General features: G+C 76.6%; 16 protein-coding genes. 6 read left to right on the forward strand and 10 right to left on the reverse strand.

Translation table 11 applies throughout. The annotated features are described in order from the left end of the window. Positions 1–1019: SWIM zinc finger family protein (locus KIK08_RS29555; protein ID WP_214406580.1), on the reverse strand; the 1019-nt coding region annotated here is incomplete at its 3' end. Between the two features lie 210 nt (positions 1020–1229). Here KIK08_RS29555 and KIK08_RS29560 point away from each other — a divergent pair. Continuing rightward, positions 1230–1790 carry an Rv1352/Rv1906c domain-containing protein gene (locus KIK08_RS29560; protein ID WP_214406581.1) on the forward strand — a complete coding sequence of 187 codons (561 nt, stop codon included), beginning with the start codon at positions 1230–1232 and terminating at the stop codon, positions 1788–1790. Between the two features lie 107 nt (positions 1791–1897). On the opposite strand, the gene KIK08_RS29565 is transcribed toward KIK08_RS29560, so the two are convergent. Beyond that, the gene (locus KIK08_RS29565) at positions 1898–3439 is read right to left on the reverse strand and encodes a hypothetical protein (protein WP_214406582.1); all 1542 of its coding nucleotides are present in this window, start codon (positions 3437–3439) and stop codon (positions 1898–1900) included. 101 nt (positions 3440–3540) lie between these two features. On the opposite strand from KIK08_RS29565, the gene KIK08_RS29570 reads away from it, so the two are divergent. The 3 genes from KIK08_RS29570 to KIK08_RS29580 are packed head-to-tail and all read left to right on the forward strand — an operon-like array spanning position 3541 to position 7377. After that, positions 3541–4518 (forward strand): serine/threonine-protein kinase, encoded by a 978-nt coding sequence (locus KIK08_RS29570; protein ID WP_308257972.1) that lies wholly within the window; start codon positions 3541–3543, stop codon positions 4516–4518. After that, a complete protein-coding gene (locus KIK08_RS29575; RefSeq protein ID WP_214406584.1) occupies positions 4515–4883 on the forward strand; it encodes a hypothetical protein in 369 nt (122 codons plus the stop codon). Before KIK08_RS29570 ends, KIK08_RS29575 begins: the two co-directional genes overlap by 4 nt. Beyond that, complete coding sequence (locus KIK08_RS29580) at positions 4861–7377, forward strand: Hsp70 family protein (protein WP_308257973.1); 2517 nt, start codon at positions 4861–4863, stop codon at positions 7375–7377. The genes KIK08_RS29575 and KIK08_RS29580 overlap by 23 nt, the downstream gene beginning before the upstream one ends. A 13-nt stretch (positions 7378–7390) precedes the next feature. Here KIK08_RS29580 and KIK08_RS29585 read toward each other — a convergent pair whose 3' ends face one another. Beyond that, the gene (locus KIK08_RS29585) at positions 7391–8527 is read right to left on the reverse strand and encodes a phytanoyl-CoA dioxygenase family protein (protein WP_214406586.1); all 1137 of its coding nucleotides are present in this window, start codon (positions 8525–8527) and stop codon (positions 7391–7393) included. A gap of 93 nt (positions 8528–8620) precedes the next feature. On the opposite strand from KIK08_RS29585, the gene KIK08_RS29590 reads away from it, so the two are divergent. Beyond that, positions 8621–9631: a LacI family DNA-binding transcriptional regulator gene (locus KIK08_RS29590; protein WP_214406587.1), complete on the forward strand. Its 1011-nt coding sequence runs from the start codon at positions 8621–8623 to the stop codon at positions 9629–9631. On the opposite strand, the gene KIK08_RS29595 is transcribed toward KIK08_RS29590, so the two are convergent. The 4 genes from KIK08_RS29595 to KIK08_RS29610 all read right to left on the reverse strand — a co-directional run bounded on the left by KIK08_RS29595 (position 9585) and on the right by KIK08_RS29610 (position 13220). Then, positions 9585–10148 carry a GNAT family N-acetyltransferase gene (locus tag KIK08_RS29595; protein WP_250558069.1) on the reverse strand — a complete coding sequence of 188 codons (564 nt, stop codon included), beginning with the start codon at positions 10146–10148 and terminating at the stop codon, positions 9585–9587. The genes KIK08_RS29590 and KIK08_RS29595 overlap by 47 nt on opposite strands. Before the next feature lie 42 nt (positions 10149–10190). Then, positions 10191–11060 (reverse strand): sugar phosphate isomerase/epimerase family protein, encoded by an 870-nt coding sequence (locus tag KIK08_RS29600; RefSeq protein ID WP_214406588.1) that lies wholly within the window; start codon positions 11058–11060, stop codon positions 10191–10193. 18 nt (positions 11061–11078) lie between these two features. Beyond that, entirely contained in the window at positions 11079–12101 is a 1023-nt protein-coding gene (locus KIK08_RS29605) for a Gfo/Idh/MocA family protein (protein ID WP_214406589.1), read from the reverse strand. A 228-nt stretch (positions 12102–12329) separates the two neighbouring features. Beyond that, positions 12330–13220, reverse strand: a complete 891-nt coding sequence (locus KIK08_RS29610) for a DMT family transporter (RefSeq protein ID WP_214406590.1) — start codon at positions 13218–13220, stop codon at positions 12330–12332. Positions 13221–13367: 147 nt separating this feature from the next. On the opposite strand from KIK08_RS29610, the gene KIK08_RS29615 reads away from it, so the two are divergent. Further along, complete coding sequence (locus KIK08_RS29615; RefSeq protein WP_214406591.1) at positions 13368–13724, forward strand: hypothetical protein; 357 nt, start codon at positions 13368–13370, stop codon at positions 13722–13724. Positions 13725–14276: 552 nt separating this feature from the next. On the opposite strand, the gene KIK08_RS29620 is transcribed toward KIK08_RS29615, so the two are convergent. The 3 genes from KIK08_RS29620 to KIK08_RS29630 all read right to left on the reverse strand — a co-directional run. After that, entirely contained in the window at positions 14277–15173 is an 897-nt protein-coding gene (locus KIK08_RS29620; protein WP_214406592.1) for an SDR family oxidoreductase, read from the reverse strand. A gap of 95 nt (positions 15174–15268) precedes the next feature. After that, positions 15269–16030: an alpha/beta fold hydrolase gene (locus KIK08_RS29625; protein ID WP_308257974.1), complete on the reverse strand. Its 762-nt coding sequence runs from the start codon at positions 16028–16030 to the stop codon at positions 15269–15271. A 29-nt stretch (positions 16031–16059) separates the two neighbouring features. Further along, on the reverse strand, positions 16060–17402 hold a 1343-nt coding region (locus KIK08_RS29630), incomplete at its 5' end, for an aldehyde dehydrogenase (NADP(+)) (RefSeq protein ID WP_214406594.1).

Genomic DNA, 17402 nt, shown 5'->3' on the forward strand with positions numbered 1-17402 from the left:
AGGGGCGCGGGCTCGCCGTGGCGGGCGGCGACCACCGCGCGCAGCGGGACGGCCCCGGGGTAGAAGCACAGGTCGGCCTCGAACGCGGTGCCGGGCGGCGCCTCCGGCGGCAGCGACCGCCCGAGCGGGGCGAAGGCCAGCACCAGCGCCGGCCGCCCACCGCCCGCGCCGACCAGCCACGTGCGGCGGGTGAGCAGGCGGTCGTCGGCGCTGTGCGACTGCCCGACGACCTGCCACCGGTCGCGCACCGGTTCGCCGGCCAGCACCTGCTCGGTGCTCACCGGGAAACCGACCCGCGAGCGCACCGTGGCGGCCAGCTCCTCGGGCAGCTCTGCGAGCCGCGCGTACCCGGTGACGAGCAGGCGCAGCGCGGCCAGCCGCGCCAGCAGCCGCTCGGCCCACCGCGGCCCCACCCCCACCGTCCGCCCGGCCCGGCGCACCGCCTCGGCCAGGCCCGGGGCCTGCGCGTCGACCAGCCGGGCGGCCATCGCCTCGAACGGGCCGTCGCCCGCCGGCTCGGCCGCGGCGAGACCGTGGGTGAGCTGGTCGAGCAGCCACCGGTCGAGCTCGGCGATCCCCCCGGCGACCCGCTCGGCCCGCTGCTCGGCCCGCCGCTGCGCCGCGGCGACGTCGACCGGACCGCCGGCCGCCTCCCCGCTCCCCTCGCGCACGACCGCCTTGGCCGCCCTGGCCCCCCGCGCCCGCCGCCACTCGCGCACCCACTCCGGCGCCTCCGCCTCCCCGACCTCCCCGGTGGCCCAGCGCAGCATCAGCCCGAGTGCGTGCTTGCACGGGAACTTGCGGCTCGGGCAGGAGCACTTGTACGCCGGCCCCGACAGGTCGACGCACGCCTGGTAGGGCCGCTTGCCGCTGCCCTTGCACGACCCCCACAGCAGCTCCCCGCTGGCGCCGCCGTCCGCCCAGGAAGGCGCCCCCGCCACCGCCCGCGCACCCCGCGCCGACCCGGCGTCGGGGGCGAGCGCGAGCACCTGGGCGGTGGACCATCGTTCGACGGGCACGCCCCAGACCGTAGGGAACGGGTGCGACAGTCCGGCGGGCGCGGGGGCTGTGGGTCGAAGACGACAGCAGGTGTGCGCGGCGAGCGGGGGGGACCGCCCGACCCGGCGGATGAATCACCTGAACCGGTGGATTGGACCCGGGGTGCGGAACGGTCGCCCGCGAAACCCCGACCATCAGGGCAACGTCCGTCCAGCCCGTCGGGGGAACACATGGGCACGTCGTTCGAGGAGCAGCCGAAGCCGCCGGACACGCCCTACCCGAGCGCGCCGCTGATCCCGGCCCAGCGCCAGGCCCCGCCCTCCCCGTTCCCGTCCGAGCCCGCCCACCCGCCCCGCCGTTGGCCGTGGCTGCTCGGCGGCCTGGCCGCGGGCCTGCTGGTAGGCGGGGGTGTGGGTGCCACGGCGTTCCCGTCGACGATCGTCCAGGCCGCGCCCGCGGTGACGGTGACGGCCCCCGCCCCGCCGCCGGAGACGGTCACCGTCACCGTCGTCGCGCCGCCGGTGCCGGCCGCGGCGGTGGAGCCGAGCGGCCCGTTGACGACCTTCTCGTCCGGGGTGTGGGAGGTGGGTGTGGACATCGCGGCGGGCAAGTACAAGACGGCGGGGACCGACGGGTACGGGTGCTACTACGCGCGGCTCAGGGAGAACGACGGGACGCTGGAGGACATCATCAGCAACGGGTTCGTGCAGGGGCCCGCGACGGTGACGGTCAGGCAGAGCGACGGGTACTTCGAGACGTCGGGGTGCGAGGACTGGGTCCGGGTCGAGTGAGGCCCGGCTCGCCGCGGCCGGGTCGACGCCGTCTTCGCAGGGTCCCCGTAGTCCACGCAGGTGCTGTGCACTCTGCGCCGACCACACCGCCCCTGCGAAGACACCCCCTAGTCGCGGCGCCCGAACAGCCGGCCCAGCCAGCCGCCGCGCTTGGCCGGGGGTGCCGGTGCCGCGTCGTCGGGGACGGCCGGTCGGGCCGTGCCGCGGACGGGGGTATCGGAGACGGCGGCTTCGGCTCGGGCGGCGGCGTTGGCGGCGGCGGTCGCGGCGGCGGCCCGCTGCTCGGCGGCGATCCTCGCGGCCGCTTCCCGGGCGCGCGCACTCCTCGCCGCGATCTCCGCCTCCTCGCGCTCCGTGCGCCGCCTCGCCGCCTCGAGCAGCCGCTGCGCCTGCGCCTCCCGCTCGGCGGCCGCCTTGCGCTCGCGCTCCTCCCGGGCGATCCGCAGCCGCTCCTCGCGCTCGGCCAGCCGCGCCCGGCGCTCGGCCCGCTCCTCCTGCTCGCGCCGTTCGGCGATCAGGCGCAGCTCGGTCTCCTGCCGGACGCTGCGGCCGGTGTCGGGCAGCGCGAGGCCGAAGGAGTTGCGCACGTTGTGCTCGATCACCTCGTCGTTCCTGGCGAGGATCCGGAGGTTCTCGGCGACCCGCTCGCGGAGGTGGGGGTCGGCGGCCAGTTCCTCGGCGGCCCGCAGCTGCGGGCGCACCGCGGCCGCGCGGGCCCGGCGGTCGACCGTGGTGTGCTCGTAGTAGCGGATGGCGGCGTTGACGACCACGCCGGCCACCTCGTCCCGCGACGCCGCCGCCGACGGGTCGGAGTGGCCGAGCAGCGCGGCGAGCACCCGGAGGGGGGTGCGGGTGGCGTCGAGCAGGGCCGTGGTCTCGCCCGGCGTGCTCGGGACGTCGGCCGCCGCGCGGTCGGCGGCCGCCTCGCAGGCCCGGGAGACCTCCCGCTTCGTCGTCCGGGCCCGCCGCACCAGCACCGCGTCGACCAGGTCGGCCGGCAGCGGCGAGGCCCGCAGGACCGCGACGTGGCGGGCGGCGGCCTCGGGGTCGGTGGCGGCGGCGTGGGCGGCGATGTCGACGTTCACCGCCAGCACGGCCTGCGGGACGCGGGACCGCAGGCGTTCGACGACCTCGTCGGTGAGCCGCGGATCGGCCAGCTCGGCGGCCCTGCGCCGGGCCCACGCCCACAGGTCGTCGCGCTCCAGCAGCCGCGCCCACGCCCCCAGCACCTCGGCCCAGCGGGCGTCGGAGGCGGGGGTGCGCGGCCCGGGTGCGCGGTCGGGCCAGTCCTCGGTGAGCAGCGCGCAGTGCTCGCGGACGACGGCGTCGTGCGCCGCGGAGAGCTCGTCGTCGCCCGACCACACCCACAGCAGCTCGTGGACCAGCCGCAGCACCGGTTCCCGGCGCACGTCGTCGAAGGCGGCCGCCACCTCGGACGCCGAGGGCTCCGGCCCGCAGGGCGGGCCCGCGGCGCCCGGCGGCGCCGCCATGCCGAGGCGAGCCGCGGCCTCGACCTCCGTGCGCCTGCGGCGGACCTGCGCCGAGGTGGCCCCGGGGGCCAGCCCGGTGCGGCGCAGCGCGTTCCCCCGGTAGAACCGCGCCCCGGCCAGCGGGCGCAACGCTTGGTCGATCAGATCGGTCTCGTCCACTCCCTCCACCCCCGGGAGGATGATTGCGCAGGGCGCTCCTGAGCGACAAGCCGGATGCGGTGCGTAGCGACCGGGGTGGCGGCACTCGTATGGTGGGCCCCGTGAGCCGCCTCCTGCGCGACGGCCGGCGCATCGGCCGCAGCTACGAGGTCGAGCGCTACCTGGGTGAGGGCGCCTACTCGCAGGTCTACCGGGTGCGGCACCGCTTCCTGGGGCGGTTGGCGATGAAGGTGCTGGTCACCGACGACCGGACCGAGCAGGCGCTCGGGGAGGCGGCGGTGCTGGCCCGGCTCGGCCACCCGAACGTCGTGCGGGTCTTCGACGCCGACACGCTCGACACCGACGAGGGCGAGCGCGGCTACATCACCACCGAGTACGTCGCCGGCGGCACCCTGCACGAGTTCCGCACGGGCCACGCGGGCGGGCTGGTTCCGGTGGCGACCGCGGTCGAGGTGCTGGGCCAGGTCTGCGCCGGGCTCGCCGCCGCGCACCGGCTGCGGCCGCCGCTCGTGCACCGCGACCTGACGCCGCTGAACATCCTGGTCGGCCACGACGGCGACGACGGGGCCCTGCGCGCCCGGGTCGGCGACTTCGGTCTCGCCGTGCGCGCCGACCCGGGCACCGGTCGGGCGAGCACCGCCGGCACCATCGCCTACAAGGCGCCCGAGTGCCTGCGCGACCACCGCGCCGACTCCCCGGCCGCCGACGTGTGGGCCGTCGGCGCGATCGCCCACGAACTGCTCACCGGCGTCCTGCCCGACGCGCCGGCGCGCTCGCCTGCCGAGCTGAACCCGGAGGTCGACGACGCGCTGGCCGCCGTCGTCCTCGACGCGCTGCGGCCCGACCCCACCCGCCGCACCCCCGACGCGGGCGCCCTGCACGCCGCGCTCGACGCCTGGCGGGAACGGGTCCGGGCGCCCGCCGTCGACCCGGTCGAGCACGCGCACCGGCTGGCCCGCCGCCCCGGCGGCCTGCCCGCGGCGGCCGACCTGCTCGAACGCGCCATCCGCGACGAGCCCGCGCTGGCGCAGCGCTACGGCCGCCAGGTCGCCCGGTGGCGACGGGGCGTGACGGCGTGACCCAGCAGGGGCTGCACCTCGACGCGGAGACCGCCGCCGACGTCGCCACCGACCTGTGGCGGGCCCGCAGGCGGCTGGCACGCGCAGGCGGCGACCGGATGCTCACCCGCCACCTCGACGGCCTGCACGACCGGCTGGCCCGCGCCGGGCTGGAGGTCCAGGAGCACGAGGGGTTGGTCGTCGACGCCGGGACCGCACTCGACGTGGTCGCCTGGGAGATCCGCCCCGACGTCGAGCGCGACGTCGTCGTGGAGACGGTGGCGCCGTCGGTGTACTGCGCGGGTCGCCAGATCCGCATCGGCCAGGTCGTGGTCGCACGACCGGAGGACAGGGGGGACGGCGGTGGCGGGGCGCCTGACGGTTGACTTCGGGATAGACCTGGGGACCACGAACAGCGCGGTGGCGGTGATGACGCCCGACGCCGGCCCCGCGGTCCTGCGCAACAACAAGCGTCGCGAGCTGACGCCGTCGGCGGTCTACGTCGACGCGGGCGGGGCCCTGCACGTCGGCGACGGCGCCCGCAACCGGGTCGAACGCAACCCCCGCGACGTGGCCACCGAGTTCAAGCTGCGGATGGGCGTGCGCGACGCGGTCCACGAGTTCCCCGCCTCCGGGCGCCGCATGACCCCGGAGGAGCTCTCGGCCGAGGTGCTGCGGTCGCTGGTCCGCGATGTGCGCCGCGAGCTCGACGAGCCGCTGGACGCGGCCGTGGTGACGGTGCCGGCGGCGTTCGAGCTGGACCAGAACGAGGCGACGGTGCGCGCTGCCGGGCTGGCCGGAATCGGCCCGGTCACGCTGATCCAGGAGCCCAGCGCGGCGGCCTGGGCCTACGGCCACAGCTCGCGCGACGCGGAGGGCTTCTGGCTGGTCTACGACTTCGGCGGGGGCACGTTCGACGCCGCGGTCGTGCGGGTCGAGGACGGCGAGTTCGTCGTGGTCAACCACGAGGGCGACAACTTCCTGGGCGGCAAGCTGGTCGACTGGGCGCTCGCCGAGGACGTGCTCCTCCCCGCTCTGGTCCTCGACCACGAGGGCTTCGACGGCGTCGGGCGCGGCGACCCGCGCTGGGCGGGCGTGGTCGCGAAGCTGAAGCTGGCCGCCGAGCAGGCGAAGATCGATCTGTCCGACGTGGACTCCGTCGAGGTCGACCTGGAGCTCGACGGCGACGCCGGCCGGGTCGACTTCAGCTGCCGGGTCACCCGCGACGACGTCGAGCGCGCGCTGGCGCCGCTGTACGCGCGCTCGGTCAACCTGTGCCGCAAGGCGCTGGCCGACCAGGGCCTGCGCCCCGCCGACCTCGACCGGGTCCTGCTGGTCGGGGGCACCACACTGATGCCCGGAGTGCGCCGCCGGCTGGCCGACCCGGACGAGGGCCTGGGCGTCCGGCTGGACCACTCCCTCGACCCGGTCACCGTCGTCGCCCGCGGGGCCGCGATCTTCGCCGGCACCCGGCGCGTGGAGTCGGGCGCACCGGTGGCGCCGCGGGCCCCCGGGGACGTGGCCGTGCAGCTGGAGTTCGAGCCGGTGGGGGTCGACACCGATCCGTTCGTCGCCGGTCGGCTGCACGCCCCGGGGGTCGACGACTGGACCGGCCACACCGTCGAGTTCGTCGACGACGGCGCCCGCCCGCCGTGGCGCAGCGGGGTGCTCCCGGTCGACGCGACCGGCGCGTTCGCCACCCGGCTGCGCGCGGGCGAGCGGGTGCTGAGCACGTTCTCGCTGGTCGTCGCCCGCGCCGACGGCACGGTGCTGCCGGCCGCCCCGGACGTGCTGACCTACCGCCACGAACCCGGCGCGGTCGGCCGCGGCACCGCGGCGTCGCACTCGCTGGGCGTCGCGCTGGCCGACAACCAGGTCAGCCGGCTGATCGCGAAGGGCACCGAGCTGCCGGCCAGCAGCCCGCGCACGGTCCTGCGCACCACGGTGGGGATCGACAAGGCGACCGGCTCGGGGCTGCTGCGGGTGCCGATCGTGCAGGGCGAGCGGGCCAGGGCCAACCGCAACACCACCGTCGGCGCGCTGGAGCTGCGCCCCACCGACGTCCGCCACGACCTGCGCCCCGGCAGCGAGGTCGAGGTGCTGCTGCGGATGGACGCCTCGCAGCGCATCGAGGTGACCGCCTACATCCCCCTGCTCGACGAGGAGTTCCCCATCGCGATCGACCTCGGCCGCGACGCGCTGGGCGGCGTGCGGCTCGGCCGGGCCGCCGCCGAGGTCGTGGAGCGCCACGCCGAGCTGGCCCGCCGGGCCCGCGACCTGGGCGCCGACGCGGCCGGGCGCACCCTGGCCCGCCTCGACGAGGAGGACGCCGTGCACGACATCGAGCGGCTGGCGTTCGCCGCGATGGCCGACCCGGACGCCGAGCAGACGGCCTGGTCGCGCATCCGCGACACCCTCGCCGTGCTCGACGATGTCGAGGAGCAGCTCGACGCCGACGACCGCGCCGCCGAGTTCCGCGCGTCGGTCGCCCGCGCCCGGGAGATGGCGTCCACCTCGGGCACGGCCGAGGAGCGCGGGGAGGTCGACGCGGCGGCCGCCGAGGGGGAGCGGGCGATCGAGCGCGGCGACCCGACCGCCCTCGCCGACCAGGCGGCGGCCGTCAGCCGGCTGATCGGCCGGCTGCTCGACCGCACCGGCCAGCTCGACAGCGCCCGCTTCAGCTACTTCGCCTCCGTCCTCGTCGACGATCCCGACCCGGGCATCCAGGAGCTCCTGCGCCGCGGCTGGGTCGCCGTCTCCCGGGAGGACACCGACCAGTTGCGCGAGATCGTCCGCCACCTCGACCGCAGGCGCCCCGGCCTGATGCGGCGGGCCGCGGAGGGGCCGAGCGAGAGCGGCAGCACCGTCGGCCGCGGTTGAGCGGGGGAAGGGCTCAGCCGAGGGCGGCGGCGAAGCGGTCGTCGTCCCACCCGTCCAGGACGGCCCGGGTCAGCAGGTCGGCCTGGGTCGGCGGGGCGAGGCCGTCGACGGGCTGGTTGTGGTCGAGGTCGGTCGGGAAGGCGTAGCCCTCGGCCGCGGCGGCCACGACGTTGCGCAGCGCCCGCTCCCCGACGCCCGCCGCGCGGGCGCGGCGCAGGGCCGGCAGCACGGCGCGGCTCACCCGGGCCCGGTCGACGGCCTCCATCGCCCGGCCGAACGCCGAGGAGACCTGCAGGAGGTTGGCCATCCGGCGGACGTCCGCCGTGCGGTTCGTCCCGGCGCCGTGCAGGACGGCGGGGTTGAAGAAGACGGCGTCGCCCTTGGCCAGCGGGAGCTGGACGTGGTGCTCGGCGAAGTGGGCGCGGAAGTCGTCGCGGTCGGACACCAGGTAGCCGCCGGCGTACTTCTGGGAGTGCGGGAGGTAGAGCGTCGGCCCGGTCTCCAGCGGCATGTCGACGTGCGCGACGGCGCCCTGCAGGGTCAGCGCGGGGGTGAGCCGGTGCACGTGGGCGGCGTAGCGGGCGGCGCCGGCGGGGCCCTGGAAGCCCAGGTGGTAGTCGCGGTGCGGGCTCTGCGCCGCCCCGCCCGGGTTGACCACGTTGATCTGGGAGGTGACCTGGTAGCCGGGGCCGAGCCAGGCGTCGCAGACCAGGGCGAGCGCCTCGTTGGCGTAGTAGGCGGTGAACGCGTCGGGGTCGGCGACGGCCAGCTTCTCCAGCGCGTTCCAGACCCGGTCGTTGCTGCCGGCGGCGGCGAAGTGGTCGCCCGCCGCGGTGCCGACGGCGCGCTGGGCGTCGATCAGGGCGGTGAAGGCGGCGGTGGCCCGGTCGACGACCGCGGTGTCCGGGAAGGCGCCGCGGAGCACGACGATCCCGGGCCCGTCGAGCAGGGCGCGCACGAGCTCGGCCTGGACCTCGCGGCGCGCGGTCTCGCCGAGCAGCGCCGCGGTCTCGTAGACCGTGACGCCCTGGACGACGTCCGCACGCGGGAACTCGGCGGGGTCGGTCCGCTCCTCGACGACGGCGCGCAGGTCCTCGACGCGGCAGTCGGCCGGGTCGAGCCAGGCGGGGGAGGTGACGGTCGTGCGCATGGCGGTCTCCTCGTGGGCGGACTGCGTTGGACCGGTCCAATCCAGTATTGGAACGGTCCAGGCGATCCGTCAACCCCGGATATAGTGCGCCTCGTGAGCACGGACGCCGGGCCCGCCCGTCCCCCGACCATCCGCACGGTCGCCGCTCGGGCCGGCGTGTCGAAATCGCTGGTCTCGCTCGTCCTGCAGAACTCGCCCCGGGTCAGCGAGCAGCGCCGGGCCGCCGTGCTCGCCGCCATGGCGGAGCTCGGCTACCGCCCCGACCCCGCGGCCCGCAGCCTCGCCGAGCGACGCACCCGCACCGTCGGCGTCGTCCTCGACGACCTCACCAACCCCTGGTACGTCGACCTGCTGGCCGGCCTGCGGCCCGTGCTGCACGACCACGGGCTGCGCCCCCTGCTCGCCGACGGCGCCACCGAGCCCGACGCCGTGGCCGCGCTGGCCGACCTGCGCGTCGACGGCATCGTGGTGGTCGGCACCCCGGCCGACTCCTCGATCGAGCAGGTCGTCGGGCTGGGCGACGCGGTCCCGGTGGTCGTGGCCGGCACCCGCGAGTCCCGGCTGACCGTGGCCGACGTCGTCGCCAACGACGACGACGCCGGCGCCCGGCTCGCCACGGCGCACCTGCTGGAGCACGGCCACCGCCGCATCGCCCACATCGTCGGCGAGGGCGAGGTCGGCAGGCTGCGCCGCGACGGCCACATCGCGACCATGCGGGCGGCGGGCGTCACCGAGCACTGCGTCGATGGCGACTGGACCGAGGCGACCGGCCACCGGCTCGCCCGCGAGCTGCTCGACCGCGACGACCGGCCGACGGCGATCCTCGCGGCCAACGACCTCTGCGCGGTCGGCGTGCTCGCCGCGGCCGACGAGCTGGGCCTGGCGGTGCCGGGCGAGGTGTCGGTCGTCGGCTACGACGACACGGTCTTCGCCCGGCTGCCCCGGCTCTCGTTGACCTCGGTCGACTCGCACATCGCCGAGGTCGGGCAGGCCGCGGGCGAGGCGCTGGCCGCCCGGCTGGCCGGCGACGACCCGGGCGCGCCGACCACCCGGCTGATCACCCCGGCGCTGGTCGTGCGCGGGTCGACCGGTCCGGCGCGCTGACCGGCGACCAGGTGGGGACGCGGTAGCGGCGCAGGGCGGGCCCGCCCGGGCGCACCGACTCCAGCACGCCCCCGCACGACTCGATCACCTTGCGGGACCCGGTGTTGTCCTCGTCGCAGGTCACCAGGGCCGAGGGGATGCCGAGGCCGCGGGCGAGCCCCAGGCCGGCGCGCAGGATCGCCGTGGCGTGCCCGCGGCGGCGGTACGCCGGCAGCACGCCGTAGCCGAGGTGGCCGCCCTCGTCGAGGAGTGCCTCGTTGAGCCGGTGGCGGATCGAGATGCGCCCGACGATCCGCCCGCCCACGTCGGCGACCAGGAAGGTCGCCGGCACCATCCCCTCGCGCAGGTTGCGCCCGGCGCGCGTGTCGGCCAGCTCGACGAGGTAGTCGGCCCAGGCCGTGCCCGGGCGCAGGCCGAGGCCGAAGGTGAAGCCGTCGGCCAGCATCGCCCGGTGCCCGGCCCGGAACTCGGCCTCGTCGTCCGGGCCCAGCTCGCGCAACCGCAGCACGTCCGCCATGGCGGCACGGTAGCGACGCGGCGGCCCGGCCCGCCGGTGCTTCTACCGCTCGATCCCGCGCAGGAACTCCACACTGGCGCCCACGTCGGCGACCGGGCCCTCGCCGGTGGGCTCGGCGGTCAGGATCGTGTCCTGCTCCAGCACGTACCAGCCGCGGTAGCCGTGCGCCTCCAGCACACCGACGATCCCGGCGATGTCGACGTCGCCCTGCCCGAGCGGGCGGTACATGCCCCCGCGGACGGCGTCGGTGTAGGTCGTGTCCCCGGCCCGCACGCGCGCGGCGACGGTCGCGTCGACGTCCTTGAGGTGGGTGTGGGCGATCCGCTCGGGCACGGCCTTGGCCAGATCGAGCGGGTCGGAGCCGCCGATGAGCAGGTGGCCGGTGTCCAGGCACAGCGGCACCGTCGAACCGGCCAGCACCCGCTCGACCTCGGCGCCGGTCTCGACCATGGTGCCGACGTGCGGGTGCAGCACCGCGTCCACGCCGCGGCCGCGGGCGCGCGCGGCGATGCGGTCGAGGTTGCCCAGCAGGGTGCGCCAGGCGGCATCGTCGAGCTCGGGGCGGGCGTCGTAGCCGTCGGTGCCGGAGGCGGCGGCCAGCACGAGGGTGCCGGCCCCGGCGGCGACGAACGCGTCCAGCTCGCGGTCGACGGCGGGCAGCGGGTCGTGCCCGGCGTCGTGCAGGAGCGCGGGCACGAACCCGCCGACGGCCGAGAGCCCGTGGGCGGCCAGCACGTCCGCGCGCCCCCGCGGCTCGACGGGCAGGAAGCCCTCCGGGCCGAACTCGGTGGCGGCCAGGCCCAGCTCGCGCATCTGGGCCAGCACCAGCTCGGGGGCCAGCTGGTGGCCCCAGCCGGGGACCTCGCAGACGCCCCAGGAGATCGGGGCCCCGGCGATGCGGTCGGTGGACATGGCGGTCCTCTCGTCGGGTCAGACGGGGCTGCGCAGCTCCTCGATGCGCACCTCGTCGATGCGCACGGGGCGGTGCTCGGCCAGCGACCGGGCGGCGGCCTCGGCCACCCAGCCGGTCTCGAGCGCGTCGGCGACGGTGCAGGGCGAGGGTCGGCTGCCCGCGACGACCTCGGTGAACGCGGCCAGCTCCGCGCGGAACGCCGCGGCGAAGCGGTCCATGAAGAACGCGTGCGGCACGCCGTCGGGGAACGTCGCGCCCGGCTCGACCGAGCGCAGCGGCAGCTTCGGCTCCAGCCCGACGGCGACGCTGTCGGCGGTGCCGTGCAGTTCGAGCCGCACGTCGTAGCCGCGTGGGTTGTAGCGGGTGTTGGAGACGACGGCGACGGTCTCGTCGTCGAGGGTGAGCAGCGTGGACGCGGTGGCGACGTCGCCGGTCCCGGCGAACACCGGGTCGCCGACGGCCGAGCCGGTCGCGTACACCTCGACGACCTCGTGCCCGGTCACCCAGCGCACGGCGTCGAAGTCGTGCACCGCGCAGTCGCGGAAGATCCCGCCCGACACGGCGACGTAGGCCGCGGGCGGCGGCGCCGGGTCCAGGGTGGTCGAGCGGACGGTGTGCACCCGGCCCAGCTCGCCGGCCGCCACGGCGGCCCGGGCCGCCGCGAACCCGGGGTCGAAGCGGCGGGGGTAGCCGACCTGCACCGCCACCCCGCTCTCGGCGACCCGCCGGGCCACCTCCAGCGCCTCGCCCATCGTGCGGGCCACCGGCTTCTCGCAGAACACCGGCAACCCGGCGGCGGCCGCGGCGAGCAGCAGCTCCGGGTGGGCGTCGGTGGCCGCGGCGACCACCACGCCGTCGACGCCGGAGGCCAGCAGCTCCGCCGGGGAATCGGCGACCTCGACGGGCAGCCGCGCCGCGACGGCCGCCGCGGCCGCCGGCACCGCGTCGGCGACCACGAGCGCGCCGACCGCGGGCAGCGCGGACAGGGTGGCGGCGTGGAACGCGCCGATCCGGCCGAGCCCGATCAGACCGAGTCGCATGGTGACCTCCCGGTCAGTCGGCATGGAACCGGCCGGCGCCGACGACGGTCCGGTCCCGGTCCAGGACGGCCCCGATGACCGCGCCGCCGCGCTCGGGCAGCAGGAAGACGACGACCATGTCGGCGATCTCGTCAACCCGCGAGCCGACCCGTCGGCCCGTCAGTGGACCGGTCCAACGTGGCATACGGGTGGGGGACGCGTCAACGCCCCGGGCGCCGTCGAGCCCGGTCAGCCCTCCGCGTGCGCGGGCGTCGCCAGAGGGCCGGGCCGCCGGGGGGCCTCGGCCTCCGGCCCGACGGCCGGGACGCGGGTGGACAGCAGGATCACCCCGGCGACGGTGACGGCGATCCCGACGGCCCCGAGCGCGATCCGCAGCGGCGACGCGGCCAGTTGCTCGCCCAGCGCGAGCGCCCCGATCGCCACCGCCGTGACGGGGTCGGCGAGCGTCTGCACCGCCAGCGGCGCCCCCAGCCCGCCGTCCTGGTAGGCGTGCTGGGCCAGCACGACCCCCAGCGGCGCCGCGATCACCGCCACCAGCACGACCGTCACGCTGCCCATGCCCAGCCACAGCGCCTTCACCGACGCCGACGTCGTCCCGAAGCAGACCGCGGCCGCCCCGGCCAGCAGGATCGCCGACCAGTGCTGGTTGGTGCGCCGGACCCGCAGCGCGAGCAGCGTGGCCGCCGCGACGAGGACGGCGATGGCGCAGGCCAGCGAGGCGAACGGGATGGCGATGTGCCCGACGCCCGGCCGGTGGGGGAGCGCGGTCAGCACCGCCGGCAGCCCGACCACCACGCAGAGCGCGCCGATCCACGCCCGCCGGGTGACCGGGGTGCGACCGACCCGGGCGCCCACCGGCAGCGCCAGCGCCAGCGCGGTGACCCCGATCGGCTGGACGAGCACCAGCGGGCCGGCGCCGAGCGCGGCCAGGTGCAGCAGCGCCCCCAGGATCGTCGCGGTCTGCGCCGCCCACCACCCCTTGCGCCGCATCAACGCGATCATCAGCGTGGCGACCCCGCTCTCCGGCTGCCGGGACGCCTCGTGGTGCTGCAGCACGGCCGAGAGGGCGTAGCAGGCGGCCGAGGTGAGGGCCAGGGCGACCGCGAGGGCGGGGTTCACCCGTTGACGGTAAGCAACGGCGGACCGACGGGCTCGCGGGACCCGGTCGTTCGGTGGGCCCGACGTCGCGATCCGGACGAAGTCCGCCCTCCTCGACGGGACCGGATGGCACGAACCGTCACCAGCCGTCACCCGTATCCTGACCGGGTGACCGATATGTCGGCCTCCCTCCGTCGCCGCCCCGTCCGAGCCATCCTCGCCGCCGCGCTCGTCGCGCTGGCCGTCGCCGGCTGCGGGGGGAGCGAGGGGTCCACCACCCAGTGCGCCCTCGACGGCTGCACGATCACCTTCCCCCGCGGCGCCGGCGGCGAGGTCTCGGTCCTCGGCGTCACCGCCCGCCTGGTCGGGGTGGAGGGCAGCGTCGCCACCGTCGAGATCGCCGGCAACACCATCCAGGTGCCGGTGGGTGGGGAGGCCGCCGCCGAGGGGTTCACGGTCGGGCTGCAGCGGCTCACCGAGGACGAGGCTGTTGTGCAGGTTCGGCTCGGGGGCGGGAACGGCTGAGGCCCCTTGAGCGGCCTCCGGCGGCGCCTACGGCGGGCTGTTGAGGGGCCTCCGGCGAGCTCCTCCGCGGAGGGCGACCTCTGATCAAGCAGGGGCTTTCGGGGGTGGAGTGGCCGCTTCGCGGCCAGCTTCGCGGCTGCGCGGGGCGGGCAGGGCGTCCTCGCAGCGCGGGGTGGGTGTCGCAGCGCTGGGTGGGGGTGTCCTCGCAGCGCCGGGTGGGCGTTGCAGCTCAGGCTGTGCCCTCGCAGCGCCGGCGGGCTGCGAGGGCACCGCTGGGTCTGCGAGATGGCCGAATTGCATGATCGACTCGGCGGAGAGGGCTCGCCGCCGGCCTGGTCCTTGCCGAGCCTGGGGACATCAGCCGCTCCAGCGCGGCGTATGTCCCCGAACTGGGCCCGGGGTGGGTCCTCGCAGCGCTGGATGGGTGTCGCAGCGCCGGCTGGGTGCTCGCAGCGCGCCGGCGGGTTGCGACGACCCGGCCAGGGCTGCGAGGACCCAGCGAGGGGCTGCGAGGGCCCGAGGTCCCGCGACCGCCGGCAGCCACCGGGCGGCTCAGGTGATCGGCGAGCCGCCGGTCACGCCGAGCACCTCCGAGGTCATGTAGCTGGACTCCTGGGAGGCCAGGAACACGTAGAACGGCGCCAGCTCCGCCGGCTGCGCGGCGCGGCCCATGGGCGACTGGGTGCCGAACGACTCCAGCTTCTTCTCGTCCATGGTCGCCGGGATCAGCGGCGTCCACACCGGGCCGGGGGCGACCGAGTTCACCCGGACTCCGCGCTCGACGAGGTTGCTGCCCAGGCCGCGGACGAAGTTGACGATGGCGGCCTTGGAGGTGGCGTAGTCGAGCAGGTGCGGGGACGGGGAGAAGGCCTGCACCGAGGACGTCGCGATGATCGACGCGCCGGGTTCCATGTGCGGGAGGGCGGCCTTGGCCAGCCAGAACAGGGCGTAGACGTTGGTCTTCATCACCCGGTCGAACTGCTCGCTGGTGATGTCGTCGATGCCGTTGTCCTGCGACATCTGGTAGGCGGCGTTGCTGACCAGCACGTCGATCCCGCCGAACTCCCGCACGGCCCGGTCGACGACGGCGCGGCACTGCTCCTCGGTGCGGATGTCGCCGGGGACGGCCACGGCGGTCCGCCCGGCCTCGGTGATCCAGCGGACGGTCTCCTGGGCGTCGTCCTCTTCCTCCTCCAGGTAGTTGATGAGCACGTCGGCGCCTTCGCGGGCGAACGCGATCGCCACGGCGCGGCCGATGCCGGAGTCGCCGCCGGTGATGATCGTCTTCTTGCCCTCCAGCCGGCCGGAGCCGCGGTAGGTGCGCTCGCCGTGGTCGGGCTGCACGTCCAGCTCATCGGTGCGGCCCGGGTACGGGACGGTCCGGTCGCCGCTGCCGGGCCGGGCGTGCTGCTCGGTGGGGTCCTGCTGGGTGTACTGGTCCTGGGTCACCAGGGGCCTCCCTGTGGTCGCGGGTCGTCTTCCGCAGCGGTTCCCCGGTGCGCCACGGTCAACCGCGTTCGCGCGGACGCGTCGGCCGGCGCGGGTCAGCCGGTCAGGAACCCGGCGATCACCGGCGCGATCGCCTCGTGGTCCACCCCGTGCTCCTGACCGGCCAGGATGCGGTGGCCGGCCCCGGGGATCGTGCCGGCGACGGCGGCCGCGGTGGCCTTGGCCCACGCCTCGGACTCACCGCCCTCGACGACAAGCACGGGCACCGCGATGTCGGCCAGCCACGGCGGCAGGCCGGTCGGGCCGACCACCGCGAACTCGAAGGCCAGGGTCGGGGCGAGCGCCCGCATGCCCGCCCAGACCGGTGTGCCCTCGAACGGCAGCGGCTCGGTGCCGCCGGCGATGAACAGCCGGACGGCGTCGTCGAGACGGTCGTCGGCCAGCGCCGCGCGGACGCGGGGCTCCAGCGTGGGGTCGCCGACGGTGTCGTCGAGCGCCCAGGGCGGCTCGTAGGCGACGACCCGGCTCACCGGCACCCCGCGGGCGGCCGCGGCCAGCGCCAGGACCGCCCCGGAGGAGTGGCCGTAGAGCGCCGCGCCCGGGCCCGCCTCGGCGACGACCGCGGCGAGGTCCTCGATCTCGCGCCCGGCCGCGTCCGGGCCGGCGGTCGCCGGGTCGGAGTCGCCGCGGCCGCGCCGGTCGTACCAGAGCACGGTGTGCTCGCGGGCGAGCAGCGCGGCCAGCGGGTCGACCCGGTGGCGGTCGCAGAAGGCCCCGACGGCGAGGACGACGGGCGGACCGTCGCCCGCGCGGTCGTAGGCGATCCGGGTGCCGTCTGCAGAGCGGGTGGTGTGCACACCCGTTGGACCGCCGGCGGGCGCCCGACTCATCGCGCCGGCAGCCGCAACACCCCGTCGATGCGGCGCGGGATGTCGGGGTCGGCGTCGCGCAGTTCGGCCGGCAGCACCCGCTCGGGGGCGTTCTGCCAGGTCACCGGGCGCAGGAAGCGGCGGATCGCGGTCGGGCCGACGGAGGTGTGGATGCTGTTGGTGGACGGCCACGGGCCGCCGTGGGTCTGCGCCCAGGCCACCAGCACGCCGGTCGGGTAGCCGTCGAACAGGATCCGCCCGGCGCGCGGGCGCAGCACGGCCAGCAGGGCGTCGAGGTCGTCGCTCTCCTCGGCGTGCACGGCCGCGGCCAACGAGCCGGGCAGGGCGCGCAGGGCGTCGAGCAGTTCGTCGGTGCCGCTGTGGCGCACGACGACGGCGATCGGGCCGAAGCACTCCTCGCCCACCTCGGGGCGCAGGTCGGTGGCGGCCACGGTGAGCAGCGCGGCGCCGGCGGCGAAGCCGGAGCCGTCGGCGGGGCCGCGGCCGACGACGTCGACGCCGGGCAGACCGGCCAGCCGGCCGCCGATCTCGGCGTAGGAGTCGTGGATGCGGGCGTTGAGCAGGGGCTTGGCCGGCACGTCCGCGACCAGTTCGGCCATCCGGGCCACCAGGGCGTCGCCCGCGGCGCCGGTGGGCACGAACGCCAGGCCGGGCTTGGTGCACAGCTGGCCGGCGGCCATCGTGAACGAGCCGACCAGGCCCTCGGCGATGGCCCCGCCGCGCGCGGCCGCGGCCGCCTCGGTGATCACCAGTGGGTTGGTCGAGGACAGCTCGCCGTAGAACGGGATCGGGTCGGGGCGCGAGTCGATGATGCGCTGCAGTGCCCGCGCGCCGGTGAGCGAGCCGGTGAACCCGACGGCGGTGATCCTCGGGTCGGCGACGAGCCGCGCGCCGGCCTCCCGCCCGAGCACGACGCCGACGGTGCCCTCGGGGGCGCCGACCTCCTCGACGGCCTCCTGCAGCGCCCGGAACGCGAGCAGCGAGGTGGCCGGGTGCGACTCGTGGGCCTTGACCACCACCGGGCAGCCGGCGGCCAGCGCGGAGGCGGTGTCGCCGCCGGGCACGGAGAAGGCGAGCGGGAAGTTGCTGGCCCCGAAGACCGCGACCGGGCCGAGCGGGACGAGCATGCGGCGCAGGTCGGGGCCGGGGCCCATCGGGGTGTCGCCGGCGTGGTCGATGGTGGCCTCGACGTAGGAGCCCTCCTCGACCACCTCGGCGAACAGCCGCAGCTGGTAGCAGGTGCGGGCGAGCTCGCCCCCGAGCCGGTCGGGGCCGATCGCGGTCTCCCGGTCGGCGGTGGCCACGACCTCCGCGGCGTTCGCCTCCAGGCGGGCGGCCG

Origin of the sequence: Pseudonocardia lacus (assembly GCF_018531445.1) — a bacterium.
GTDB lineage: Bacteria > Actinomycetota > Actinomycetes > Mycobacteriales > Pseudonocardiaceae > Pseudonocardia > Pseudonocardia lacus.

Bases quoted from the DNA above. Each gene is read 5' to 3' on its own strand.
- KIK08_RS29605 (WP_214406589.1), bottom strand. From the start codon at position 12,101: ATGCGACTCGGTCTGATCGGGCTCGGCCGGATCGGCGCGTTCCACGCC.
- KIK08_RS29585 (WP_214406586.1), bottom strand. From the start codon at position 8,527: ATGCGCACGACCGTCACCTCCCCCGCCTGGCTCGACCCGGCCGACTGC.
- KIK08_RS29595 (WP_250558069.1), bottom strand. From the start codon at position 10,148: ATGGCGGACGTGCTGCGGTTGCGCGAGCTGGGCCCGGACGACGAGGCC.
- KIK08_RS29560 (WP_214406581.1), top strand. From the start codon at position 1,230: ATGGGCACGTCGTTCGAGGAGCAGCCGAAGCCGCCGGACACGCCCTAC.
- KIK08_RS29600 (WP_214406588.1), bottom strand. From the start codon at position 11,060: ATGTCCACCGACCGCATCGCCGGGGCCCCGATCTCCTGGGGCGTCTGC.